Below are 18373 nucleotides of genomic sequence, written 5' to 3' on the forward strand. Positions count from 1 at the left end.
TTCGCCGAGGCACGCCGGGCCCGTGGCAGCGTGGTCGCGCTCAGCGTGTTCTGCGCGGGTGAGGGCTGTTTGCAACGCTCCCTTGCCACCGCGCTGCTGTGTCGGATGTGGGGCAGCTGGCCCACTTGGTGTACCGGAGTGCGCACCCAGCCATTCGCCGCCCACGCATGGGTAGAGGCTGAAGGGCAACCCGTCGACGAGCCGCTTCCGGCAGACCACTACCGGACCATCATGGCTGTCGGCCCCCACGTACCGCCGACCACGACGTGAGCGACGTCGTATCAGAAAGCATGCTCACGCTTCGTATGCTGGTCCGGTTGACCCGCGGCCACCACAGGGTCCTCGCCCTGTGCACTGTGCTGACGCTCTGCACTCTGGGTCTCGGCTTGTCCCAGCCGCTGTTGGTGAGCCATATCGTCGATACGGCCGGGCGCCACGGTCCACCTCCGTGGCCCGCCGTCGGGGCCCTGACCGCCCTCATCACGGCCCAGGCACTTCTACAGACCGCCAGCGGCTACGTGCTGGGACGAACCGGTGAGGACATCGTCCTGCAGCTTCGGACCACTCTCATCGGCCACCTTCTGCGGCTGCCGGCCCGCGACTACCAACACCACCGCCTGGGTGATCTGCTCTCCCGCGCGAGCACCGACACCACAGCCCTGCGAGCCGGCCTCACCATGGCCTGTACCGACGCCGTGACGGGAGTCATCGGCCTGCTCGGCGTCCTCGCACTGATGGCATGGCTCGACCCGTGGCTGCTGGCGACCGCCGTGACCGTCGTCGCGGTGATCGCCCTCGCGGTACTGCCCGCCCTGCACCGCATGCGCCCGGCCGCCGAGACCAACCAGCGGTTGCTGGGCAATATGAGCGCCGATCTGGAGCGTGCGCTCAGCGCCATCCGCACCGTGCGCATGAGCGGCGCCACCCAGCGCGAGGCCGACCGCATCACCGCTCACGCCCGCCAAGCCCGCGCCGCCGGGATCCGAATGGCGCGGCTGAACGCGGGTCTCATGCCGGCCAGCGAGCTCGCCCTCCACACCGCGCTGACCGCGACAGTCGTGGTCGGGGCAGTCCGCGCCACTCAGGGCACTGCCTCGATCGCTGACCTGGCGGCCTTCCTGCTCTATCTCAACTATCTCTCCGTCCCCCTCACCGCCCTCGTCAGCGCCGCCGCCCTGCTGCAACAGGCCAGCGGCGCTGCCGGCCGCATCGCCGAAACCCTCGCCCAGCCGCAGGAAGCCGACAGCCACCGCGAAGCGCAGCCGGCACCAGCCGGCGCCACCCCGGCCCCCGCGCCCGGCACGCCCGTACTGGAATTTCACAACGTCTGGTACAGCCACGAGCGGGAGCGCATGGTGCTACGGGGAGCAAGCTTCCAGTTGCCGCCGCGCGGAGTCACCGCACTGTTCGGCGACTCCGGCTCAGGCAAGACAACCGTGCTCAACCTCGCCGCCCGTCTCTACACACCAGACAGCGGACGCGTCCTGTTTCAGGGGACTGACGCGATGCGATGGCCCATGGCGGAGTACCGACGCGTGGTCGGCCTCGTAGAACAACACAACCCCCTCCTGCACGGCTCCATCCGCGACAACCTCGCCTACGCCGCACCCGAGGCCACCGACGACGAACTGTGGACCCTCCTGGAACTCACCGGGTTGGCAACCCACGTCCGCACACTGCCCGGCGGCCTGGACACCATGGTCGGCGAACACGGCACGGCCCTGTCCGGAGGCCAACGGCAGCGCATCGCCATCGCCCGAGCCCTCGCGCCGCGCCCTGCACTCGTCCTTCTCGATGAACCAACCGCCCACTTGGACCCCGCCGCCGAAAAATCCGTACTCGCGGCCCTGCAGCACATCGGACAGCACTGCGCGGTGCTGGTGGTCACACACCGCGAAACCGTCCTGACAGGCGCCACCCTCCGTCTCCTGCTCGACAACGGAGTCACGCGCAGCCCGTGTGATGGCCCTCCCGCGGGGCATGTGCCAACTCAGGAAGACGGCGAAGGAGCCGTACCCGCTCCATACCCGACCCGGGCGAATCGGGTAAACGACTCGTAGTACCCCCCTCCTTCATGCCACCAGCAAAGCTGGATCACTCGACCAGGGCCCCTGTTCGATCAAAAGCAAAACGTTGATCGATAGGAGAACGGCTTCTGAAGCCCGAGCGCACGGGCCGCCTGGCCGGGCGCTATATCCGCCGCCCACGCGACACGATCCACCCAGGATGCGAATGCCTCCCCGCCAAGGGGCCTCGGGACTATCGGCAGGCGGCGGGCCCGGGGCACGACACACAAGAGTGGGCCGGCTGGACGGGTGAAAGAGGCCGCCGCCCGACCGTACGCTCCTGCCGACACTCCTCCTCCTTCTGCCTTGGGTGGCGTTCTTGACCACAGGCACAACCTGCGGGCCCGCCAGCAGTGCGGCTTTCGGCGGTCGCCCTCGCACCAGACACCGCGTAAACGCACCAGCTCACTCAGCCCCCGGCCGCGGCCCACACCTCCAGCACGGCAGTGGCAGCCATGCGAGCCAATTGCTACGCAACCGGGCCTCTCTAGGCCCTGGGAACTGGGGAGTTGAGGTCTACGAGTTGTTCAACGACGACGAGAGAAGATCGACATGGCACCGCACCTGGTCGGCCAGTTCGGCGTAGAACCGCACCCGGGACGCTGCCTGGAGGATCTCGGTGCAGGCAGTCAGTTCACCGACCAGCCCAGCGGGGGTGCCCAGGACGTGCGCGAATTCCTTGCGGACACGTTCCGCCACGTCCGCTACAGGCAACGAATGCAGGTACAGGTTCGCCGCGTCGTAGCCGACGGGAGCCATGCCCCAGCCTTCCCAGTCCATCAGGGTCAGGGTCGGCCCGGTGAGGTTGGCCCAGTGCAAATCGCCGTGGGCGGTGGTGAAGGTGATCTCGCCGGGGGTGATGCCGGTGTACTCGGGCACACGGCGGCGGATGTACTGCTCGCGGACCGCCTGGCGGCCGGTTGTGGCGCGAGAGAGGTGGTCGAGGGCCTGATGCAGGCCCTGCCACCAGGCATCCGGCAATTCCACGTCGTCGTCGACGACCGGGCTGCGGCAGACCGGCGGGGCGGTGACGAACGCGTACAGCTCGGCGCGGTAGTCCCAGCCGTCAGCGGACCAGTCCGCCACGTCGATCAGTGGCGGCCGCGGCACGGCGACGGGCACCGACGCCTCGGCTTCCTTCGGGCCCTCCCACAGCTTCCCACCGGCTTTGCCTTCCGGTTCGCTGACCAGCCGCAGCCAGGCGGGGCCGCCCGGGGCCGCGGCGGGGCCGGACAATGTCCGGCCGGCATACCCCCACACCTCGCTGCCCGCGGCGCTGCCCAGGCCCAGCAGGGCGTGGGCGTGGTCGCGGGCGGCGAGCATGCGGTCCCTGACGTCGTTCTCAGGGGCAGTGAACATCCCGGCTACCTTCTGCGGCTGACGGCGGCGACGTCGGCTGCGACCAACTCGGTTGCCAGAGCGGCGATCTGGCCGACAGTGAGCGACGAGGCTACCGCCAACTCCCCCAGCGATACGTTCCGTCCGTCGACCAGCTGCTTGATCACCGTCAGGACTGGAGCGGCGAACGTCCACTGCTGCCCACCTGCGCCCACTACGATGCGGCCTTCTCCGTCCACCTCGTACCAGGCGCCCGAGGCGGTCAGACGGACGCGGAGGTCCGGCTCGGCGGGGATGCAGTCGACGTACGGCAATGAGGGCATCGGGCGGCCCGGATCCATGGCGCCCCGCGCCGCCAGGAACTCCTCGATCACCCCCTCGTGCAAGCCTGCGGTGAACTCCTTGAGCAGTGTGCCCAGATGGGCGACCTGTGCATCGCAGGGTGCGTGGGTGGGGAGGTTGGCCCGCACGGTTGCTGAGGCCCGCAGCCGGCTGGTCAGCCAGGCGAGGAGGTCGGCGCCGGTGGTGGGTGTCAGGCCGCACGTCAGGTGCAGGGAGCGGCCCTCAGTGGCGGCGACCGCGTGCCACCAGCCGCGCGGCAGGTACAGCATGTCGCCAGCCCGCAGCACGATCTCGGCGACCGGCTCGCCGACCGGCGGCTCGGGCGCCTCGACGTCGACGCGTAGGGGATCGATGCGGGTGGAGGCGTGGATCCTCCACCGCTTGGCGCCTTCGAGTTGGAGGACCACCACATCGTGGTCGTCGAAGTGGAGGCCGAATCCCTCCTTCGGAGTCCACGAGGCGTAGAGGTTGACCTGTACGTCGGTCCGGAGCTGCCGTTCGAGGGCCGCAGCGAGGCACTCGACGCCTTGATGGAGGCCGTCGACGGCGTCCAGGACGAGGGAGGCACCGTCGTTCAGGTGGTGGTGGAGGTTGCCGGGTTCGATGCGGTGCCAGACGGTGTGGCGCTTGGTGACCACCGGGTGGGTGTAGGCGTGTGGGGGGACCTGGGTGCCGTCGTTGAACAGCCGCAGCCGTGGCGGTTCGAGACGGTGGCGGGCGATGATCTCGTTGAGGTCGTCCCAGGTGAACAGGTCGGTGAAGTCGGCGACGTGGGGCCAGTGGCGGTAGGTGCGGCCGAACGCCTCGGCGGGGAAGTCCCCGCCGAGGCACTCGACCGCCGCGGTGATGGCGGTCATTTCTTGGGCTCCGATCAGTCGTTGCCGTCGCCCTTGCCGGTGCCGCCGCCGTCGCTCAGGCGGTCCTGGGTGCGGGCGGCCTTCACCGTGCGCTTCGAGACGATCAGGTTGTCCATCTCGCGCTCCTTGTCTCTCTTCTGGTTCTCCCGCCGAAGTTTCGGCGGGAAGCTGCGGGGTGCCTACGACGCCGGGCCGGTGTCAGGGGCGGCGGTCGGGGCGGCGAGGGCTTGGTTGCCGTCGTGCTGGACGGTCAGCACCGCCAGGAGGGTCAGGCCAACGGTGGTGCCCAGCAGCCACAGCCGCTCCAGCCACACCTCCAGCCGGGGGTCTCCGCCGCGGTGGCGGCCCTTCACTGGCCCCCGCCCGCCATGTCTCGGTACAGCTGCCGCTGGAAATGCAGCAGACACCGGGCGAGGGCCTGGAGGCGGTGCGTTGCCGAGACCAGGCCGTCTCCGGGGCCGGCCCGGAGCTGGAACTCGGCCCCCGAGATCGCCTGGCGCCACCCGCCGTCTTGCGGACGGTGTTCGTTGACGTGCTGCTTGGCCTGCTCGACGAGCGGAGCGAGGTGCCCCTTGCCCTTGAGGGTGTCGATCAGCCGGAGGACTTCGTCATACGGCGGGAGCGTGGTCCGAGAACGCAGAGCGGCGTCGATGTCGGCCTGGAACTGATCACTGCCGACGTCCACGGCGGGCGGGGGCGGGGTGGTGCGGGTGGTTGCCATGGTGCGACTCCTCGAAGACGGGGGTGGTCAACCGCCGCCGCCTGGGGCGAAGAGGAGGCCGGCCGTGCGCGGCCCCTGGCGGCTAAGAGGAGTCAACCGCCGCCAGGAGGGGCAGATCCGCAAACGACTTGCGAGGTAGCAAATCGCTTGCGGCTCAATCCAGTTGGTCGCCTTCGAAGCCGCACGGAGCTACGCCGTGTCCGACGAGTCGTATAGGCGCGCCACGTCTGCGTTCCGCCCCGCATGGGGGCGGCGATCTCTCAGACTTGGAGCGGGCTCGTTCTAGGGCCGCACGACCCTGATGCCGCCCTCAAGTGAGCTTCCACAGTCGGATGGTGTGGTCACTGCTGGCGCTGGCCAGGGTCTTGCCGTCGGGGCTGAACGCCACGGAGTCCACAGGGCTAGTGTGGCCGCTGAGGGCGGCGATGCTCTTCCGGGCGGCGACATCCCACAACCGGACGACAGGATCGCCGTAGTTGAACAACCCGTCGCTGCCGGCGCTGGCGAGGGTTTTACCGTCGGGGCTGAACGCCACGGAGTCCACAGCACTGGTGTGGCCGCTGAGGGCGGCGATGCTCTTCCGGGCGGCGACATCCCACAACCGGACGGTCCTGTCCCAGCAGCCGGTGGCGAGGGTCTTGCCGTCGGGACTGAGCGCCACCGATTCAGCGGAGGTGTGGCCAGTGAGGGTGACTGTGCCTTGCTGGTCGGTGACGTCCCACAGCCGGATGGATTGGTCGTAGCTGACGCTGATCAGGGTTTTGCCGTCGGGGCTGAGCGCCACCAGATTCACCTTGGCGTGGGGTTCGGCGTGGCTGGTGAGGGTGGTGATGCTCCTCAAGGCGGTGACATCCCACAACCGGACGGTGTTGTCGTTGCAGGCGGTGGTGAGGGTTTTGCCGTCGTGGCTGAACACCACTGACATCACAGGGCCGGTGTGGCCGGTGAGGGTGGCGATACTCTTCCGGGCGGCGACATCCCACAACCGGACGGTCTTGTCGTCGTAGCCGGTGGCGAGGGTATTGCCATCCGGGCTGAAGGCCAGCGCATGCACACCCTTCGTGCTGCTGGTGAGGGTGCCGGTGTGTTTTCGGGCTGCGATGTCCCACAGCCCGATGGTGTTGTCGCTGTCGCTGCCGGCGAGGGTCTTGCCGTCGGGGCTGAACGTCATCGGGGTCACGGTGCCGGTGGTGTTGGTGATGCTGAACCACGGGTGCGGGCTTGGAGGGTCGCTCGGCCGATGGCCGCCGGCGCTGGGGTGGGAGCTTGGGTTGTCTCTCGACTCATGGTCCCTGCCGCCGTTGGCGAGTCGTAATCCTATGAGGACTGCGCCCGAGGTCGTGGCCAGGGTGGCGATGCCGCCGAGGACGATGCTGCGGCGACTCGGTCCACGACGCGCGGTGGGCACTGCCGATTCTGCGCCGCTGTCAGGAGAGGGGCTGGATGGTGCCGGGATGTTGGGGGGCGTTGTGTCGCGGTCCCGAGACGGGGACGCCGTCGGCGTTTCCGGCAGGGCTGCTGGGGACTCGGGGGGCTTGGCGATGTTGCGGGCCAGGATGAAGCGGTCCGCGTCGTGCCGGACCGACCGGGTCGGCTCCGGCCGGTGGTCGCGGGCAAGTGCATCGGCCGTCCGGGCGTAGATGGGGCCCAGGGGTAGGCCCTGGGGATGGCCGGGGATTCCCTGCTCGATCACGTCGACCAGGTATTTGGTGAAGTAGGTCTGCGGGGCGGCTACGTCCGGGGCGGATTCGAACCAGGCGGTCCGGTACGCGCCGCTGGCTGCCATCGTCACCGCGCCCGTCCCGAGCGTCTTGTCGATCACATTCGTGGACGTGGACGCCAGGGTGTGCTCGGTCCGGGCCGCGTGGCCCGCGAAGCAGCAGTCCAGAATAACGATCTTCGTCTGGGCGTCGCATGCGCGCAGCGCGGCGCGGACGTCGGAGAACGGCAGCCCAACGGTCGTGCGCCGCGGACCGGCCTGGGGCGATTCCCGTAACGCCAGGCACAGTTCGTCCTCGTACAGCTGCCCGTGCCCAACAAAGTAGAACAGCGCGACATCCTCAACACCGTCGAACAGCTTCATCAACTGGTCAGGCAAGTGATCGCGTCGGCGGACGTTACGCAGCGCCTTCACCCGCGGCTTCGGCCAGCCGCACAGCGGGCCGGTCAGCAGCCCTGCCACTCGCTCCAGGCTGTTGCGCGCAGCCGGCACCGGTGTCAGATGGGCGTAGTCCCAGGCGCCGATGAGCACCGCACGCGAGCGCGAATAATCGCGTAAGGGGACGGTGTCAGTCATCGAGGAGCCGCTCCAGGATCGGCATGACCTCGTCGACGTTGGTCGCGTCCAGGACGAACGGCTGGCCATCGACGGTCGTCTCGATCCGAATGCCGGAGCGCCGCGAGCGGATGAAGTCCGGCAGCGTCCTGATCGCTCCCACCACCCCGCTGCTGCCGGCGAGCACGACCAGGACGTCCAGCACGCCGAGCTCGCCCGGCCCCGGCGTCCCGGCGACCACCGCCACATCGACCCCGGGCTGACCGCTCATCCAGTCGCGCAGCGCCGCGAGCTGCGACGGATCGGAGACCGCCAGCTCGACCCTGTCTCGCGTGTGTGAACCCCCGTCGGACAGCACAGAACCTCCGTTGGTTGGCATCAGCGTTGAGCCGACATCGTCCCAGGAAGCTGTCCGGCCGGGGGTCGAATCGCACATCCCGGTTACACGACCCAAGCTACCCTGACCACCCTTCTTCTGACTCACGTCAGGACAACGCCCGCGCGGCCGGCGAAGGCGCGAACGCCCGGAAGGCTCCGGTCATGGTGAAGCAGGCCGCCGGCAAGGTCCCGGGCCGCCCCTCGGCGGATCTCCTGCGGCGCGGCGTGCTCGGCGGCCAGCAGGGCCCGGTAGCACTGCTGGGGCTTGCCCCACTGGTCGAAGCAGCGGGCGACATCGATGAAGAACCTGCCCTGCCGCTCCGCCGTCGGCAGCGCGGCAGGGTCGATGGTCCTGGCCAGGTCGATCGCTTGTCCTGCGTCCCCGAGGAGGTAGTGGACCGACAGCTGATGCAGCAGCACCTGCTGGATCCCGGCATCGGTGCGGGCATCGGGCGGCGTCCGGCCGGCGTGAGCGGTCTGGGCTGCTTCCCCGATCAGCGCGTGCGCGGTCTGGCGGTCGCCCCTCTTGGCCGCCGTGTACGCGGCGGTCGCCAACAGCGAGCTGCCAGCTGCCAACCGTGCCGGCTCCGGGGCGCTGCGGTCGGCCCGCAGGTCTTGCGCGGCCCGCACCGCGATGTCGGTGGCCCGTGCCAGGTGACCCTGGCGCCGCCACGCACTGGAGACCATCCGGTGCGCCTCCGCAGTCGTCAGCGCGTCACCGCCGGCCCGTGCGGAGTTCAGCGCGCGGTCAGCGGTGATCGCGACGAGTCCGTCCTCGCCGAGCTTGATGCACAGCCGCGCGGCAATGTTGTAGAGATCGGCGACCGCTGCGGCCGAGACCTCTGCCGGCTTGAGGGCCTGGGCTTGGGCGATTTGGCCGGGGAGGGTCTTGGCCAGGGTGTCGTAGCGGGCGGCGCGGAAATGCTGCCGGGACACTTTGACCGCCGTGGCGACACCGGCCGGTGTCACATCGCTGCCGTGTGGCACGGGGGCAGTGCCGTAGAGGAGGAGGTCTTCCAGCGGTGCGAGGGTGCTGGCCTGGGCCGGTGTGGCGCTGGCCAGCGGGGAGGTGAAGACCGCCGCCGCAGCGGCCAGCAGTTTACGGCGTCGCACGTCGTCGTCACCCTCCTCCGGAGCAAGATTGCCGCCCACACTAGTGGAGGCACACCTCCTACGAGGCGATCTTGGCATCTGGCTCGGAGGCTGCGCGGCAGCCAGGAGATCGGGCAGCGAGACGTCGAGGGCGCCGGACAACTCGCGTAACGTCCCGAGGCTGTTGACGGGAATCATGTCCCGTTCGACCTGGGAGACCCAGCTTTCGGAGCGGTCGATCATCGCGGCCAGGTCCCGCTGCGGCCAGCCCTTGCGCCTGCGCGCCTTCGCAACCAATTTCCCGAGCGTCAGTTCGTTCCCCGCCACTGGGCGAGCCCCCGAGGTCCCGTATCCCCACCGCGTGAGCAAGCCACGCTACTGGTGCAAGGAGCGCTGTTGTAGGGGGTAACACGCCGCACTCTGGCGGTGGTACGTGACCACCGGCATCGACTGGCTGATGATCGTTGCCGCGCTTGCGAGGGGAGAACTGCCTTGCTCGGGCAGTGAGACCCGGATCCTCCGTATCGCGGCCAGTCTCGGCAAGGGCGTTCCTGTTGATCTCCGCGAGGTCCTGACAGACTCGACGTGAACAAGGGGCACGTCCCAGATACGCCAGAAACCCGCCACGGGGTGATCTCCAACGTCTGACGGGGCGCCAACGACGCCGAGACAAACGGCCGATCGAAAGCGCCCGTGGTCGGGTTTCCAGCCGAAGCCGGGCCATCGGCGATGCTGCCTGCACAGTCAGCCCGGCCTCACGAGGGCGACAGACGAGGTGCGGCGCTCGCCCATCAATCCAACGGCTCGAGGGAGGGGAAGGTCTCTACGAAGTGAAACGTCGTCCCGAGGGAGAATGGCTCTACCGTGCCAAAGGGAGTCCCGGTGCAGTTGGGGCCCGCAAAGACCTTCACCGGTGCTGTCGAGAGGTTGCTGACCTGCAACATGGCGGTTCCACCTGGCACGGTGTCGGTCTGGCAGTTCTTGCTGTTGACCCAGGTGTTGTCCTGCGCGCCGATGGGATGGCCGGCGCTGTTGAAGTCGGTGGTGATCACGGTGCCGTTATCGGCATGGGCCGGGGTGGCCAGGGCCAGGCCACTCCCGATGACCAGGACGACGGTGGCGGCCAGAGTGCTGAGGCGGTGTCGGATACGTGGCATTGCCTTCTCCCCTCGGGACAGCAGCGCCCAGGCTTTCGGGTAGGCACTTTCAGGCCAGAGAACCCGGAGGCGCTGCGTGCTGAGAGTGTCCAGCCGACAGGCAAGATTCAGCCATACACGCGATTGGGCGCACGGAGGCGTACAACGGGCGCAGAACACGCCCGCGCACCCTGGCGCTCCAGTGCCCGCCGACCGGCCGCCGGGCCGAACACGTGACGGGGCGGGGTGCTCAACGATCCGAGATCACCACGTGGCGGGTTTCTGGCGTATCTGGGTCTTGCCCTAACAACACCACTTTCTTCAGTGCCGCGGTCACCCAAGCGACAGGACACTGAGCAGTATCCGAGCACGTCGCCCGGCTGGCACCCACCGTTCAGCCTGGGCGGCTCGCGGTGACGCAGGCCGCCCAGACCGTCGAGTTCTAGTCGTTGAAGAACTCCTCGAAGATGATCCGCACCGTCTCCCGCGCGGCTCCCTCAGCGGCTCCCCGAGCAACGGCGTTCCACCTGCTTGAGCCTTCAGCGCGCGGCTTGTCGGGGAGGCCGGCCGCAGCGGACTCCGCCGCCTGCTTGTCATCGGAGTTCGCGTTGCCGCGGTCGGAGTCCGGCGTCTGGGCATGCCGGCGGCCAAATAGGCTCTTGATCTTGTCGAGCGGTGACATGTTCTTCCCTCGAAAGCCAAAGTCGAGGGGCGAGAGAGGCGACGAAAACCCTCCCGGCAGGGGGTACACGTGATTCCTCCCCGCACCCATGGGCAAGCGGGAAGGAAATCTCAACTGCGAGAAGCGGAAGGTCGAGTGGGCCCAGATCGTCGAACACGACCTCCCCGGTCTGACGGCTGTCCACCGGCCAGCGCACCGAAGAACGCCGTGATCACGAGTGCGACAGCCTGCACAGACACCAGAGCCCCGGCCCACCTCAACAGGGTCTGAACCCTGTGGTGTTCATGCTTCGGGGATGAGTACATGACCCCCATCATGCCTCATCCGCCGCACCCGCTCGTCATCCAGTCCGGCTTGGTTCGGAGAAGGCGCGATCTTCGTCGACGTGACAGCTGAGGTACCCGAGGAGGCGATCGTCATGTTCTCCGCGCACGGTGTGGCCCCGACCGTCCTTGAGGAGGCCGCCGCCCGCCGGCTCGCGACCATCGACGCGACCTGCCCGCTGGTCACCAAAGTCCACAGGGAAGCCAACCGCTACGCACACGAGGGCTACCACATCCTGCTGATCGGCCACGAGGGCCACGAAGAAGTCATCGGCACCCTCGGCGAGGCCCCCGGCCACCTCACCGTGGTCGACGGCCCCGACGACGTCGCAGGCGTGACCGTACGAGACGAGACCAAGGGTCTGGCTCTCCCAGACCACGCTCTCCGTTGATGAGACCATGGAGACCGTCAACGCCCTGAAGGACAAGTTCCCGCAGCTCATCTCCCCGCCCAGCGACGACATCTGCTACGACACACAGAACCGCCAGCTCGCGGTGAAGCAGATGGGCGCCGAGGCCGACCTGGTCATCGTGGTCGGCTCCCGCAACTCCTCCAACTCCATGCGCCTGGTCGAGGTCGCCAAGCTCGCCGGCGCGGACGCCGCGTACCTGGTCGACTTCGCCGACGAGATCGAGGAGACCTGGCCTCGATTCGTCAGCGGTCGTGAGTGCGTGACTGGGTTGCTGTTCGCCCCGTTTGTCCCGCGTGATCGCGGGCGGGGCCTTCGCGTGTCGCTGCGGCTGCCGCCCAGCTTATGGCAGGCGCCAGTCCACCGGCTCAGCCCCCTGGCTGACCAGAAGGTCATTGGTACGGCTGAAGGGCCGTGAACCGAAGAAACCGCGGTCAGCCGACATCGGCGAGGGATGGGCGGACTCGACCGCCGGGAGGTCACCGAGGAATGGCCGCAGATTACGTGCGTCACGCCCCCACAGAATCGACACCATCGGCTTTCCACGCGCGACCAGAGCGCGGATGGCCTGCTCGGTCACTTCCTCCCAACCCTTGCCACGATGAGCCGCGGGCTTGCCGGGTGCCGTGGTCAGCGCCCTGTTCAGCAACAGCACGCCCTGCCGAGTCCACGGCGTCAGATCACCATTGGAAGGCCGAGGCAGACCAAGGTCCGCCTGCAACTCCCGAAAGATATTCTCCAGACTGCCAGGCAAACGACGCACCTCCGGCGCGACCGCGAAACTAAGCCCGATGGCCATCCCTGGAGTCGGGTAGGGATCCTGCCCCACAATCAGAACACGCACCTCATCGAACGGCTGCTGGAACGCGCGCAGAACATGCGCCCCAGCCGGCAGATAGGTACGGCCGGCTGCGATCTCCGCACGCAAGAAGTCACCCATCGCAGCGATCCGCCCCGCCACAGGGCGCAGCGCATCCGCCCACCCAGGCTCAACAAGTTCATCCAACGCTCGTGCTGCCACAGCCCGTCACCCTACCGGCCTACGCGCTGCGCCTCCCACTCCAGCCATCACAACCCGGTGCTCACCGGCCGCCCTGCCCTCCCTTATATATGTGATCGGCGGCTGGCTGCTCGGTCCGAGCCGGAGAGCCCCAACACGCAGCTCCTGGGAATAGGCTGCTGCCATCAGTCCTCGCCTTCCTGGAGACGGTCCATGAGGTCGCGCAGGCATTCGTCCGAGAGCAGCGGCGCACGTTGCTTCCAGTGATCAAGCCACTCGGCTTCCGTCATAGCCACAGGCCAGGCCCCTCGATCGAGAAACTACATCCCCAACCCATCGGACATGCCGGTGGGTTGAGCTTGTCCGGGTGCACGCCCCTCGGCAGCTCCTCCGAGCCCCGCACCTTTTGGTCGAGCCTCCACGTAGATCGACCTGCCGTCCATCGGCATGGTGAAGGTCCGGACGCGGCGCTTCCGCCAGGCCCTCAAACCCTTCGGCAACTTGCGCCAAGTCCGCGGCTGACCGCATCGTCAACCATCTCGGGCCTCTCCTTGCGCTCCTGCCCCGCAGGCGATTCCGCAAAGACACCGTGCTCATCGTGGACGGAACCCTGGTAACTACCCGCGACCACGCGGTTGCCAAGCAGTCGAAGAACTATCGGTACTCCACCAATCACCAAGTTGTCACCGACGCCGGCACCCGGCTCGTCGTCGTGCTGGCCGGCGAACTGTCTGTACTTGTTGGAGACGATCGGCCCGCTGCTGGTGGCCGAGGCAGCCGCGGCCCGCGCCGCCGACCAGCATGAGGCCGCCTCGCGGCGGAGCCTGCTGATCACTGAGGTCGCTGGCCTGCGCGAGGTCATCAAGCGACGGCGAGAGACCGGGCTTCCCGCTGCACGGGCCGCTGAAGCGACCGTCACCCAGCGCTTGAAGCGCGGATGGGATCCGGATGACCCGCTCCTGCACATGTCGTGGCATCCGCTCGTCGTCGAGGCCGCGGGGGCCATGGGACACCGCAGGGACCTGGAGACTCTCCGTCCTGAACTGGAACGGTGGGTGAGCGAGTGCGGCCTACAGCAGCCCTGGTGCCGCGATGCGGCACCGGTGCCCCGCCCCGATGACGGCACCCTGGTGCCCTGGACTCTGCCGATGGCCCGGCACCAACTGGACGCCACGGTCTATGTCGTCACCTCGGCTGCCTACTTCCTCACCTCAGCGCTTTGCGGGATGCGTTCCTCGGAGCTGGCGGAACTGACGAGCGGCTGCCGCCAGCAGGAAGAACGACCCGGTGGCGGCACCCGCTACCGTTTGGTCTCCCGCCGCATCAAGGGCGAGGCGTTCGGGGGAACCGAGGACGCGTGGGTGGTCACCGTAGACGTGCACCGGGCCATCGCCATCGCCGAAGCCCTCACCAACACCGCCCCGGGTGAGCGGTTGTTCGCCAAGGCATCCAACAACAGCGGTCGCCGCTATACGGCCCTGAGTGCCTGGGTGAACGGCGAGTACGGACAACGGCTCGGGCTGGAGCCCATCCCCGACGGCCCGGTCAATCCCCGAGCCCTGCGGCGCACGCTTGCGATGGCCATCGCCCAGCGTCCGCACGGCCTGATGGTCGTGAAACTGCACCTCAAGCATGTCAGCGTCGCCACAGCCGAGGGCTATGTCGACCCTCGGGAATTGCATCAGATGGGCGAGAAGCCGCAGGTCGCAAGCTCAGGGCGACGGCCTGATGGACTCCAACGCTACTACGAACTAGCCGTCTGAGCAGGCATGTTGCCGGAGAGATCCCATCTGATGCATGATCTGCCCTCCAGAAGGGATGGTCTGGAGGGGTGCATCAGCAGAAGGCGGCCTTGGCCGGGGCGGCTCATCCGGAGCTCGTCTCCGGGGTGGTACAACTGCGCCCGGAGGACGCGATGATGCGGGGCTGGCGAGCCCAGCAGAAGTCGCGAGGGCTCAAGGACGAGACGATCGACCCGCGGGAACGGCTGGTCCGCCGGTTCCTGGAGTTCGCGAACGACTACCCGTGGCAGTGGACACCGGCCCACATGGACGAGTGGTCGGCCTCGTTGGTCGGCGAGAAGCATCTGGCGCCGTCCACAATCCGCAGCTACCAGGGCGACATCCGCCTGTTCTCCGAGTTCCTCATCGACGCTCGCTACGGTTGGGGGCCTGCCTGCGAGGAAGCCTTCGGAACCCACCCGGTGGCGATCGCCCACGAGTGGAACACCCTGCCTCATCTGCAGGACTACGAGGGCGATCCGGAAGCGAGGCCGTTCACCCGCGAAGAACTGCAGCGGTTCCTCGACTACGCCGACGACCAGGTCGACCGTGCCGTGAAGTCCAAGCGCAAAGGCGCCCTGGCCGCCTACCGTGATGCCACCCTCTTCAAGGTCGTCTACGGGTGGGGGCTGCGGCGAACGGAGACGTCCAAGCTGGACGTCGTCGACTTCGGACGGAATCCGAAGGCTCCGCAGTTCGGCCGGTACGGCACGCTCAACGTCCGCTACGGCAAGGCGAAGAAGGGCCAGCCACCACGACGGCGGAACGTGCTGTCGGTGATGGACTGGGCCGTCGAGGCGGTCGCCGACTACGTCGAGAACGTCCGGCCACGGTTCGGCTTCTCCGACCACCCGGCCCTCTGGATCACTGAACGCGGAGGGCGGCTGCAGCCCGGCTCCATCAACGACCGCTTCGAGGCATACCGAGATGCCTTGAAACTCCCAAAAGACCTAGTTCCGCACTCAATTCGCCACTCTTACGTCACCCATCTGACCGAGGACGGTGTCGACCGCTGCTTCATCCAGCAGCAGGTCGGCCACGACTGCGACAGCTCCACCGCGATCTACACGCACGTCAGCGACGACTTCATGAACACTGCCTTGAGCAAGGCCCTGGCCCCGGCGTTCGCCGGCGTCTGACGAGGAAGGACCCGATGATGGCCGCCAAGCTCGACTACCACTGGCACCTGCGCAAGATCATGGCGGACCGCGGGATGTTCTCCACCACCGATCTCATGGCGCCGTTGAAGGAACGCGGCATCACGCTGTCCAGCAGCCAGGTCTACCGCCTCGTCGTGGAGCGACCCGAGCGACTCAGTCTCAAGATCCTCATGGCCCTGCTCGACATCCTCGACTGCACCATGGACGACCTCATCGAACCGATCGCCACGGCCGCGGCGGCGAAGAAGCCCAAGAAGGCCGCCGCAGGCGGGACCTCCGTCACCGAAGGTGTTGGCGGACTGCGGCCAAGGCGAGCGCGGATTAGTGGAGTTGACCGGTGACCGAGAACTCTGAAGAGGTCCTCGCCGATCCGGTCGGCATGATCGTGCGGCTGGTCAGTAAGGGGTGTGACCCAGATACGCCAGAAACCCGCCACGGGATGATCTTGGCTACTGGATGAAGGCGTTGACACGGTTCGCGTACTCCCGGCGGGCCTTGCGCTGGGCCGGGACTGCTGTGGTGGCGCCGAGGGGTTGGCAGTGGCTGAGGAGCTGGCTGTGGACCGCGGGCACGGCGGTGATGCGCAGGGTGTAACCCTGGCCGCGTCGTACGGTCACGCCTTGGTCGAGCGCGGCCCGCTCGGCGGGCTCCAGTTCGGCGGCGCGGAGGAAGTCAGCGACCTTGCCCGGCATGTCGAGGACGACCGGCAGCTCCGGAGCCGGGGCGCCCGGGGCGGCGGCCGTGTACTCGGGCAGGAGGTCGGCGACGGTGGTGCGGATGGCGCCGCGGCTGACGCCGTGGTCGCGGGCGAGGGCGGCAATGGACCGGCCTTCCAGGTACGCGGTGCGTACGTCGTCGGTCTTGTCGACCGGTACGGCAGGGCGGCGTCCGCCCTTGTTGCCCTTGGCCTCGGCGGCCCGCAGTCCGTCGTAGGTGAGCTCGCGTTGGAGGTCGCGCTGGAGTTCGCCGGCTGCGGCGAGGGTCTGCACCATGAACTTCACGGTGGACAGCAGTTCTCCGGTGCGGGGGTGGCGGGCGGTGAGGTCCATCGCGGAGAACGCGCCGTCGTGGATGCGCAGCGCGACCTGGTCGCGGTGCAGGACGTCGAGGACGTCGAGCACGTGACCGGTGCCTCGTACGAGTCGGAACATCTCGGAGATGTGCACGGTGTCGCCCGGCCGTGCGTACGTGAGCAGTTCGGCGAACTTCGGCCGCTGAAGTGGGTGGAGGCGGCTGGAGGTGCCGGCGTCCTCTTCGAAGACGACCGGGTCCTCGATCCCGGCCTCGGCGAGGACGAGGTTCTGACGGTCGGTCGACTGTTTGTCGGTCGACACCCGCTTGTAGACGAGATTGGCCACGCTCTTCCCCGCTTCTGTCGCCGCATCGGCCCTCGGCTGTCATCTAACCCTGTCGTCAACGTCCATCGGATCTCATTGGATCCGAGCCGTCGTCAGGTCCCGGAATTCCGGGGTTCATTGGACGTCCGCCACACCTGTCGTCATTCGATCGTTTGCCGACAGACGACTGCGGCGGGACCGTGGACCGGTAGTGTCAGGTTGAGCCTGACCGGCGGCCTGCCCACCCTCTCCCTGCTGGATGAAATCGGCCTTGGGGCATCGGTACAGCCGTTGGCACTGAGATACGTGATGGACTAGGACCAGGGCCAGGCTCACCGAGATCTCCGAGGGCCACGCCGACGCCCTCCCGCAGATCCGCGATCCTGAGCCGCAGGCGTCGGTCTGGCCGCCGCTGACGTTCAAGCAGGTCGCCGTGGTGGTCGCGTGGATATATGAGTGAAGCGGCCGGACGGCGCCGGCTACGACGCTCCGCACGTGGCCAGCGCGGTTCGCGCCAGCCCGCGCAGCCAGGCGTGGGCGTGGTCGGTGTCGTAGCGCTGATGCCACGACAGGTATATCGGTGCCGACGGCAATTCGAGCGGGAGGGGGAGCACGACCAGGCCGAGGTCGGCGACCGCGGACCGCGTGGTGGCTTCGGGGACGCTGATCAGGAGATCGGAGCCGCGCGCGAACTCCAACGCGGCCGCTTCCGTGGGCGCGGTCGCCACCACGCGGCGGGTGAGGCCGAGCCGCGCGAGGGCGTCGTCGAGGGCATTGCTGAGGTTTCCACGTCGCGAGACGGTCACGTGCTCAGCGGCGGCGTACCGCTTGGCGGTGACGGTCTTGACGCGGGTGAGGGGGTGCCCCTGCCGTACGACGATGACGAGGCGGGTCTCGCCCACGTTCTCGGCACGGATGTCCGGTGCGCTCGGGCGGTTGGCGTTCGCCTCCAGGTCGACCTGGCCGCGCCGCAACTCGGGGGTGTCGATGCTCGATTCCGCGACGAAGCGCAAGCGCACGCCCGGGGCCTGTCCGCGCACGGCCGCGAGCAGTGCGGGGCCGCTCAAGGTGACCAGGGAATCGTGCCAGCGGAGGGTGAAAGTGCGCTCCAGCGTTGCCAGATCGAGTTCACGGCTCGGTGCCAGCACCCCCTGGACCTGGTGCAGCAGCTCGTGCACCTGTTCCCGGACGGCGATCGCATACGGCGTCGGGGTCATCGTGCGACCGGTGCGCACCAGGATCTGATCCCCGGTCGTGCGCCGGATTCGGCCCAGACTCCGGCTCATCGCGGGGGCGGTGACGTGCAGGCGCGCGGCGGCCCCGGCCACACTCCCCTCCTCAAGGAGCGCGTCTAGCGCGGTGAGCAGGTTCAAATCCAATTGCATGTGAGTAATCCTAGCCGTGCTTAGCATGCATTTGAAGTTAATGACGGGGCTCTATACCTTCGAGAGCAGAGCGCAAGACGGAACGCACAG

At 68.0% G+C, this 18373-nt stretch carries 19 protein-coding genes and 2 pseudogenes; 9 read left to right on the forward strand and 12 right to left on the reverse strand.

All coding sequences use genetic code 11. The features are described 5' to 3' along the window. Together SNA_RS39005 and SNA_RS00005 are read left to right on the forward strand one after the other, a co-directional pair. The coding region (locus tag SNA_RS39005) for a lasso peptide biosynthesis B2 protein (protein WP_107070859.1) at positions 1–270 on the forward strand (270 nt) is incomplete at its 5' end. Positions 271–290: 20 nt separating this feature from the next. Further along, positions 291–2060 (forward strand): ABC transporter ATP-binding protein, encoded by a 1770-nt coding sequence (locus SNA_RS00005; RefSeq protein ID WP_078969567.1) that lies wholly within the window; start codon positions 291–293, stop codon positions 2058–2060. Positions 2061–2582: 522 nt separating this feature from the next. Here SNA_RS00005 and SNA_RS00010 read toward each other — a convergent pair. From SNA_RS00010 to SNA_RS00035, 7 genes are all read right to left on the reverse strand, one after another. Next, the gene (locus SNA_RS00010; protein WP_030065442.1) at positions 2583–3425 is read right to left on the reverse strand and encodes a hypothetical protein; all 843 of its coding nucleotides are present in this window, start codon (positions 3423–3425) and stop codon (positions 2583–2585) included. 5 nt (positions 3426–3430) lie between these two features. After that, positions 3431–4603 (reverse strand): cupin domain-containing protein, encoded by a 1173-nt coding sequence (locus SNA_RS00015; RefSeq protein WP_044362389.1) that lies wholly within the window; start codon positions 4601–4603, stop codon positions 3431–3433. Between the two features lie 179 nt (positions 4604–4782). Continuing rightward, complete coding sequence (locus SNA_RS42015) at positions 4783–4956, reverse strand: hypothetical protein (protein ID WP_157879840.1); 174 nt, start codon at positions 4954–4956, stop codon at positions 4783–4785. Next, positions 4953–5324 carry a DUF6415 family natural product biosynthesis protein gene (locus SNA_RS00020; protein ID WP_030065441.1) on the reverse strand — a complete coding sequence of 124 codons (372 nt, stop codon included), beginning with the start codon at positions 5322–5324 and terminating at the stop codon, positions 4953–4955. Before SNA_RS00020 ends, SNA_RS42015 begins: the two co-directional genes overlap by 4 nt. A gap of 310 nt (positions 5325–5634) precedes the next feature. Further along, complete coding sequence (locus tag SNA_RS38110; RefSeq protein ID WP_051877233.1) at positions 5635–7620, reverse strand: caspase, EACC1-associated type; 1986 nt, start codon at positions 7618–7620, stop codon at positions 5635–5637. Continuing rightward, entirely contained in the window at positions 7613–7957 is a 345-nt protein-coding gene (locus SNA_RS40975; RefSeq protein ID WP_051877232.1) for an effector-associated constant component EACC1, read from the reverse strand. Before SNA_RS40975 ends, SNA_RS38110 begins: the two co-directional genes overlap by 8 nt. 122 nt (positions 7958–8079) lie before the next feature. Next, the gene (locus SNA_RS00035; RefSeq protein ID WP_241779496.1) at positions 8080–9366 is read right to left on the reverse strand and encodes a helix-turn-helix domain-containing protein; all 1287 of its coding nucleotides are present in this window, start codon (positions 9364–9366) and stop codon (positions 8080–8082) included. A gap of 136 nt (positions 9367–9502) precedes the next feature. On the opposite strand from SNA_RS00035, the gene SNA_RS42020 reads away from it, so the two are divergent. After that, positions 9503–9658, forward strand: coding sequence for a hypothetical protein (locus tag SNA_RS42020; protein WP_157879841.1), 156 nt, complete (start codon positions 9503–9505; stop codon positions 9656–9658). 202 nt (positions 9659–9860) lie between these two features. Here SNA_RS42020 and SNA_RS00040 read toward each other — a convergent pair whose 3' ends face one another. Then, entirely contained in the window at positions 9861–10226 is a 366-nt protein-coding gene (locus SNA_RS00040; protein WP_030065437.1) for a hypothetical protein, read from the reverse strand. Positions 10227–10647: 421 nt separating this feature from the next. Next, the gene (locus SNA_RS00045) at positions 10648–10887 is read right to left on the reverse strand and encodes a hypothetical protein (RefSeq protein WP_030065436.1); all 240 of its coding nucleotides are present in this window, start codon (positions 10885–10887) and stop codon (positions 10648–10650) included. 364 nt (positions 10888–11251) lie between these two features. Between SNA_RS00045 and ispH the strand changes: the two are divergent. Then, positions 11252–11855, forward strand: a pseudogene (gene ispH / locus SNA_RS00050) (4-hydroxy-3-methylbut-2-enyl diphosphate reductase); the annotation flags it as partial. 108 nt (positions 11856–11963) lie between these two features. Here ispH and SNA_RS39010 read toward each other — a convergent pair. Then, positions 11964–12641 (reverse strand): uracil-DNA glycosylase, encoded by a 678-nt coding sequence (locus tag SNA_RS39010; protein WP_078969570.1) that lies wholly within the window; start codon positions 12639–12641, stop codon positions 11964–11966. A gap of 484 nt (positions 12642–13125) precedes the next feature. Between SNA_RS39010 and SNA_RS39015 the strand changes: the two are divergent. The 5 genes and pseudogenes from SNA_RS39015 to SNA_RS44610 all read left to right on the forward strand — a co-directional run. Then, positions 13126–13392: pseudogene (locus SNA_RS39015) on the forward strand (hypothetical protein); the annotation flags it as partial. After that, positions 13361–14383 (forward strand): hypothetical protein, encoded by a 1023-nt coding sequence (locus SNA_RS00055; protein ID WP_241779497.1) that lies wholly within the window; start codon positions 13361–13363, stop codon positions 14381–14383. The pseudogene SNA_RS39015 and the gene SNA_RS00055, both read left to right, overlap by 32 nt. 68 nt (positions 14384–14451) lie before the next feature. Further along, the gene (locus SNA_RS00060) at positions 14452–15540 is read left to right on the forward strand and encodes a tyrosine-type recombinase/integrase (RefSeq protein WP_241779498.1); all 1089 of its coding nucleotides are present in this window, start codon (positions 14452–14454) and stop codon (positions 15538–15540) included. Positions 15541–15554: 14 nt separating this feature from the next. Further along, the gene (locus SNA_RS00065; RefSeq protein WP_037789281.1) at positions 15555–15902 is read left to right on the forward strand and encodes a helix-turn-helix domain-containing protein; all 348 of its coding nucleotides are present in this window, start codon (positions 15555–15557) and stop codon (positions 15900–15902) included. Continuing rightward, positions 15899–16021 carry a hypothetical protein gene (locus SNA_RS44610; RefSeq protein WP_275041974.1) on the forward strand — a complete coding sequence of 41 codons (123 nt, stop codon included), beginning with the start codon at positions 15899–15901 and terminating at the stop codon, positions 16019–16021. Before SNA_RS00065 ends, SNA_RS44610 begins: the two co-directional genes overlap by 4 nt. Here the strand turns inward: SNA_RS44610 and SNA_RS00070 are convergent. Both SNA_RS00070 and SNA_RS00075 read right to left on the reverse strand, forming a co-directional pair. Continuing rightward, on the reverse strand, positions 16011–16919 hold the full coding sequence (locus tag SNA_RS00070) for a recombinase family protein (RefSeq protein WP_044362391.1): 909 nt from the start codon (positions 16917–16919) through the stop codon (positions 16011–16013). The two genes, SNA_RS44610 and SNA_RS00070, sit on opposite strands and share 11 nt — an antisense overlap. A gap of 458 nt (positions 16920–17377) precedes the next feature. After that, positions 17378–18283, reverse strand: a complete 906-nt coding sequence (locus SNA_RS00075) for a LysR family transcriptional regulator (RefSeq protein ID WP_030065429.1) — start codon at positions 18281–18283, stop codon at positions 17378–17380. Positions 18284–18373: the final 90 nt, after the last annotated feature.

It is taken from the genome of Streptomyces natalensis ATCC 27448 (assembly GCF_000935125.1).
In the GTDB taxonomy this organism is placed as follows: domain Bacteria; phylum Actinomycetota; class Actinomycetes; order Streptomycetales; family Streptomycetaceae; genus Streptomyces; species Streptomyces natalensis.

Coding starts and splice junctions, on each gene's coding strand:
- SNA_RS00045 (WP_030065436.1), bottom strand. CDS start 10,887: ATGTCACCGCTCGACAAGATCAAGAGCCTATTTGGCCGCCGGCATGCC.
- SNA_RS00065 (WP_037789281.1), top strand. CDS start 15,555: ATGATGGCCGCCAAGCTCGACTACCACTGGCACCTGCGCAAGATCATG.
- SNA_RS38110 (WP_051877233.1), bottom strand. CDS start 7,620: ATGACTGACACCGTCCCCTTACGCGATTATTCGCGCTCGCGTGCGGTG.
- SNA_RS00040 (WP_030065437.1), bottom strand. CDS start 10,226: ATGCCACGTATCCGACACCGCCTCAGCACTCTGGCCGCCACCGTCGTC.
- SNA_RS00010 (WP_030065442.1), bottom strand. CDS start 3,425: ATGTTCACTGCCCCTGAGAACGACGTCAGGGACCGCATGCTCGCCGCC.
- SNA_RS00020 (WP_030065441.1), bottom strand. CDS start 5,324: ATGGCAACCACCCGCACCACCCCGCCCCCGCCCGCCGTGGACGTCGGC.
- SNA_RS00075 (WP_030065429.1), bottom strand. CDS start 18,283: ATGCAATTGGATTTGAACCTGCTCACCGCGCTAGACGCGCTCCTTGAG.
- SNA_RS00015 (WP_044362389.1), bottom strand. CDS start 4,603: ATGACCGCCATCACCGCGGCGGTCGAGTGCCTCGGCGGGGACTTCCCC.
- SNA_RS00005 (WP_078969567.1), top strand. CDS start 291: ATGCTCACGCTTCGTATGCTGGTCCGGTTGACCCGCGGCCACCACAGG.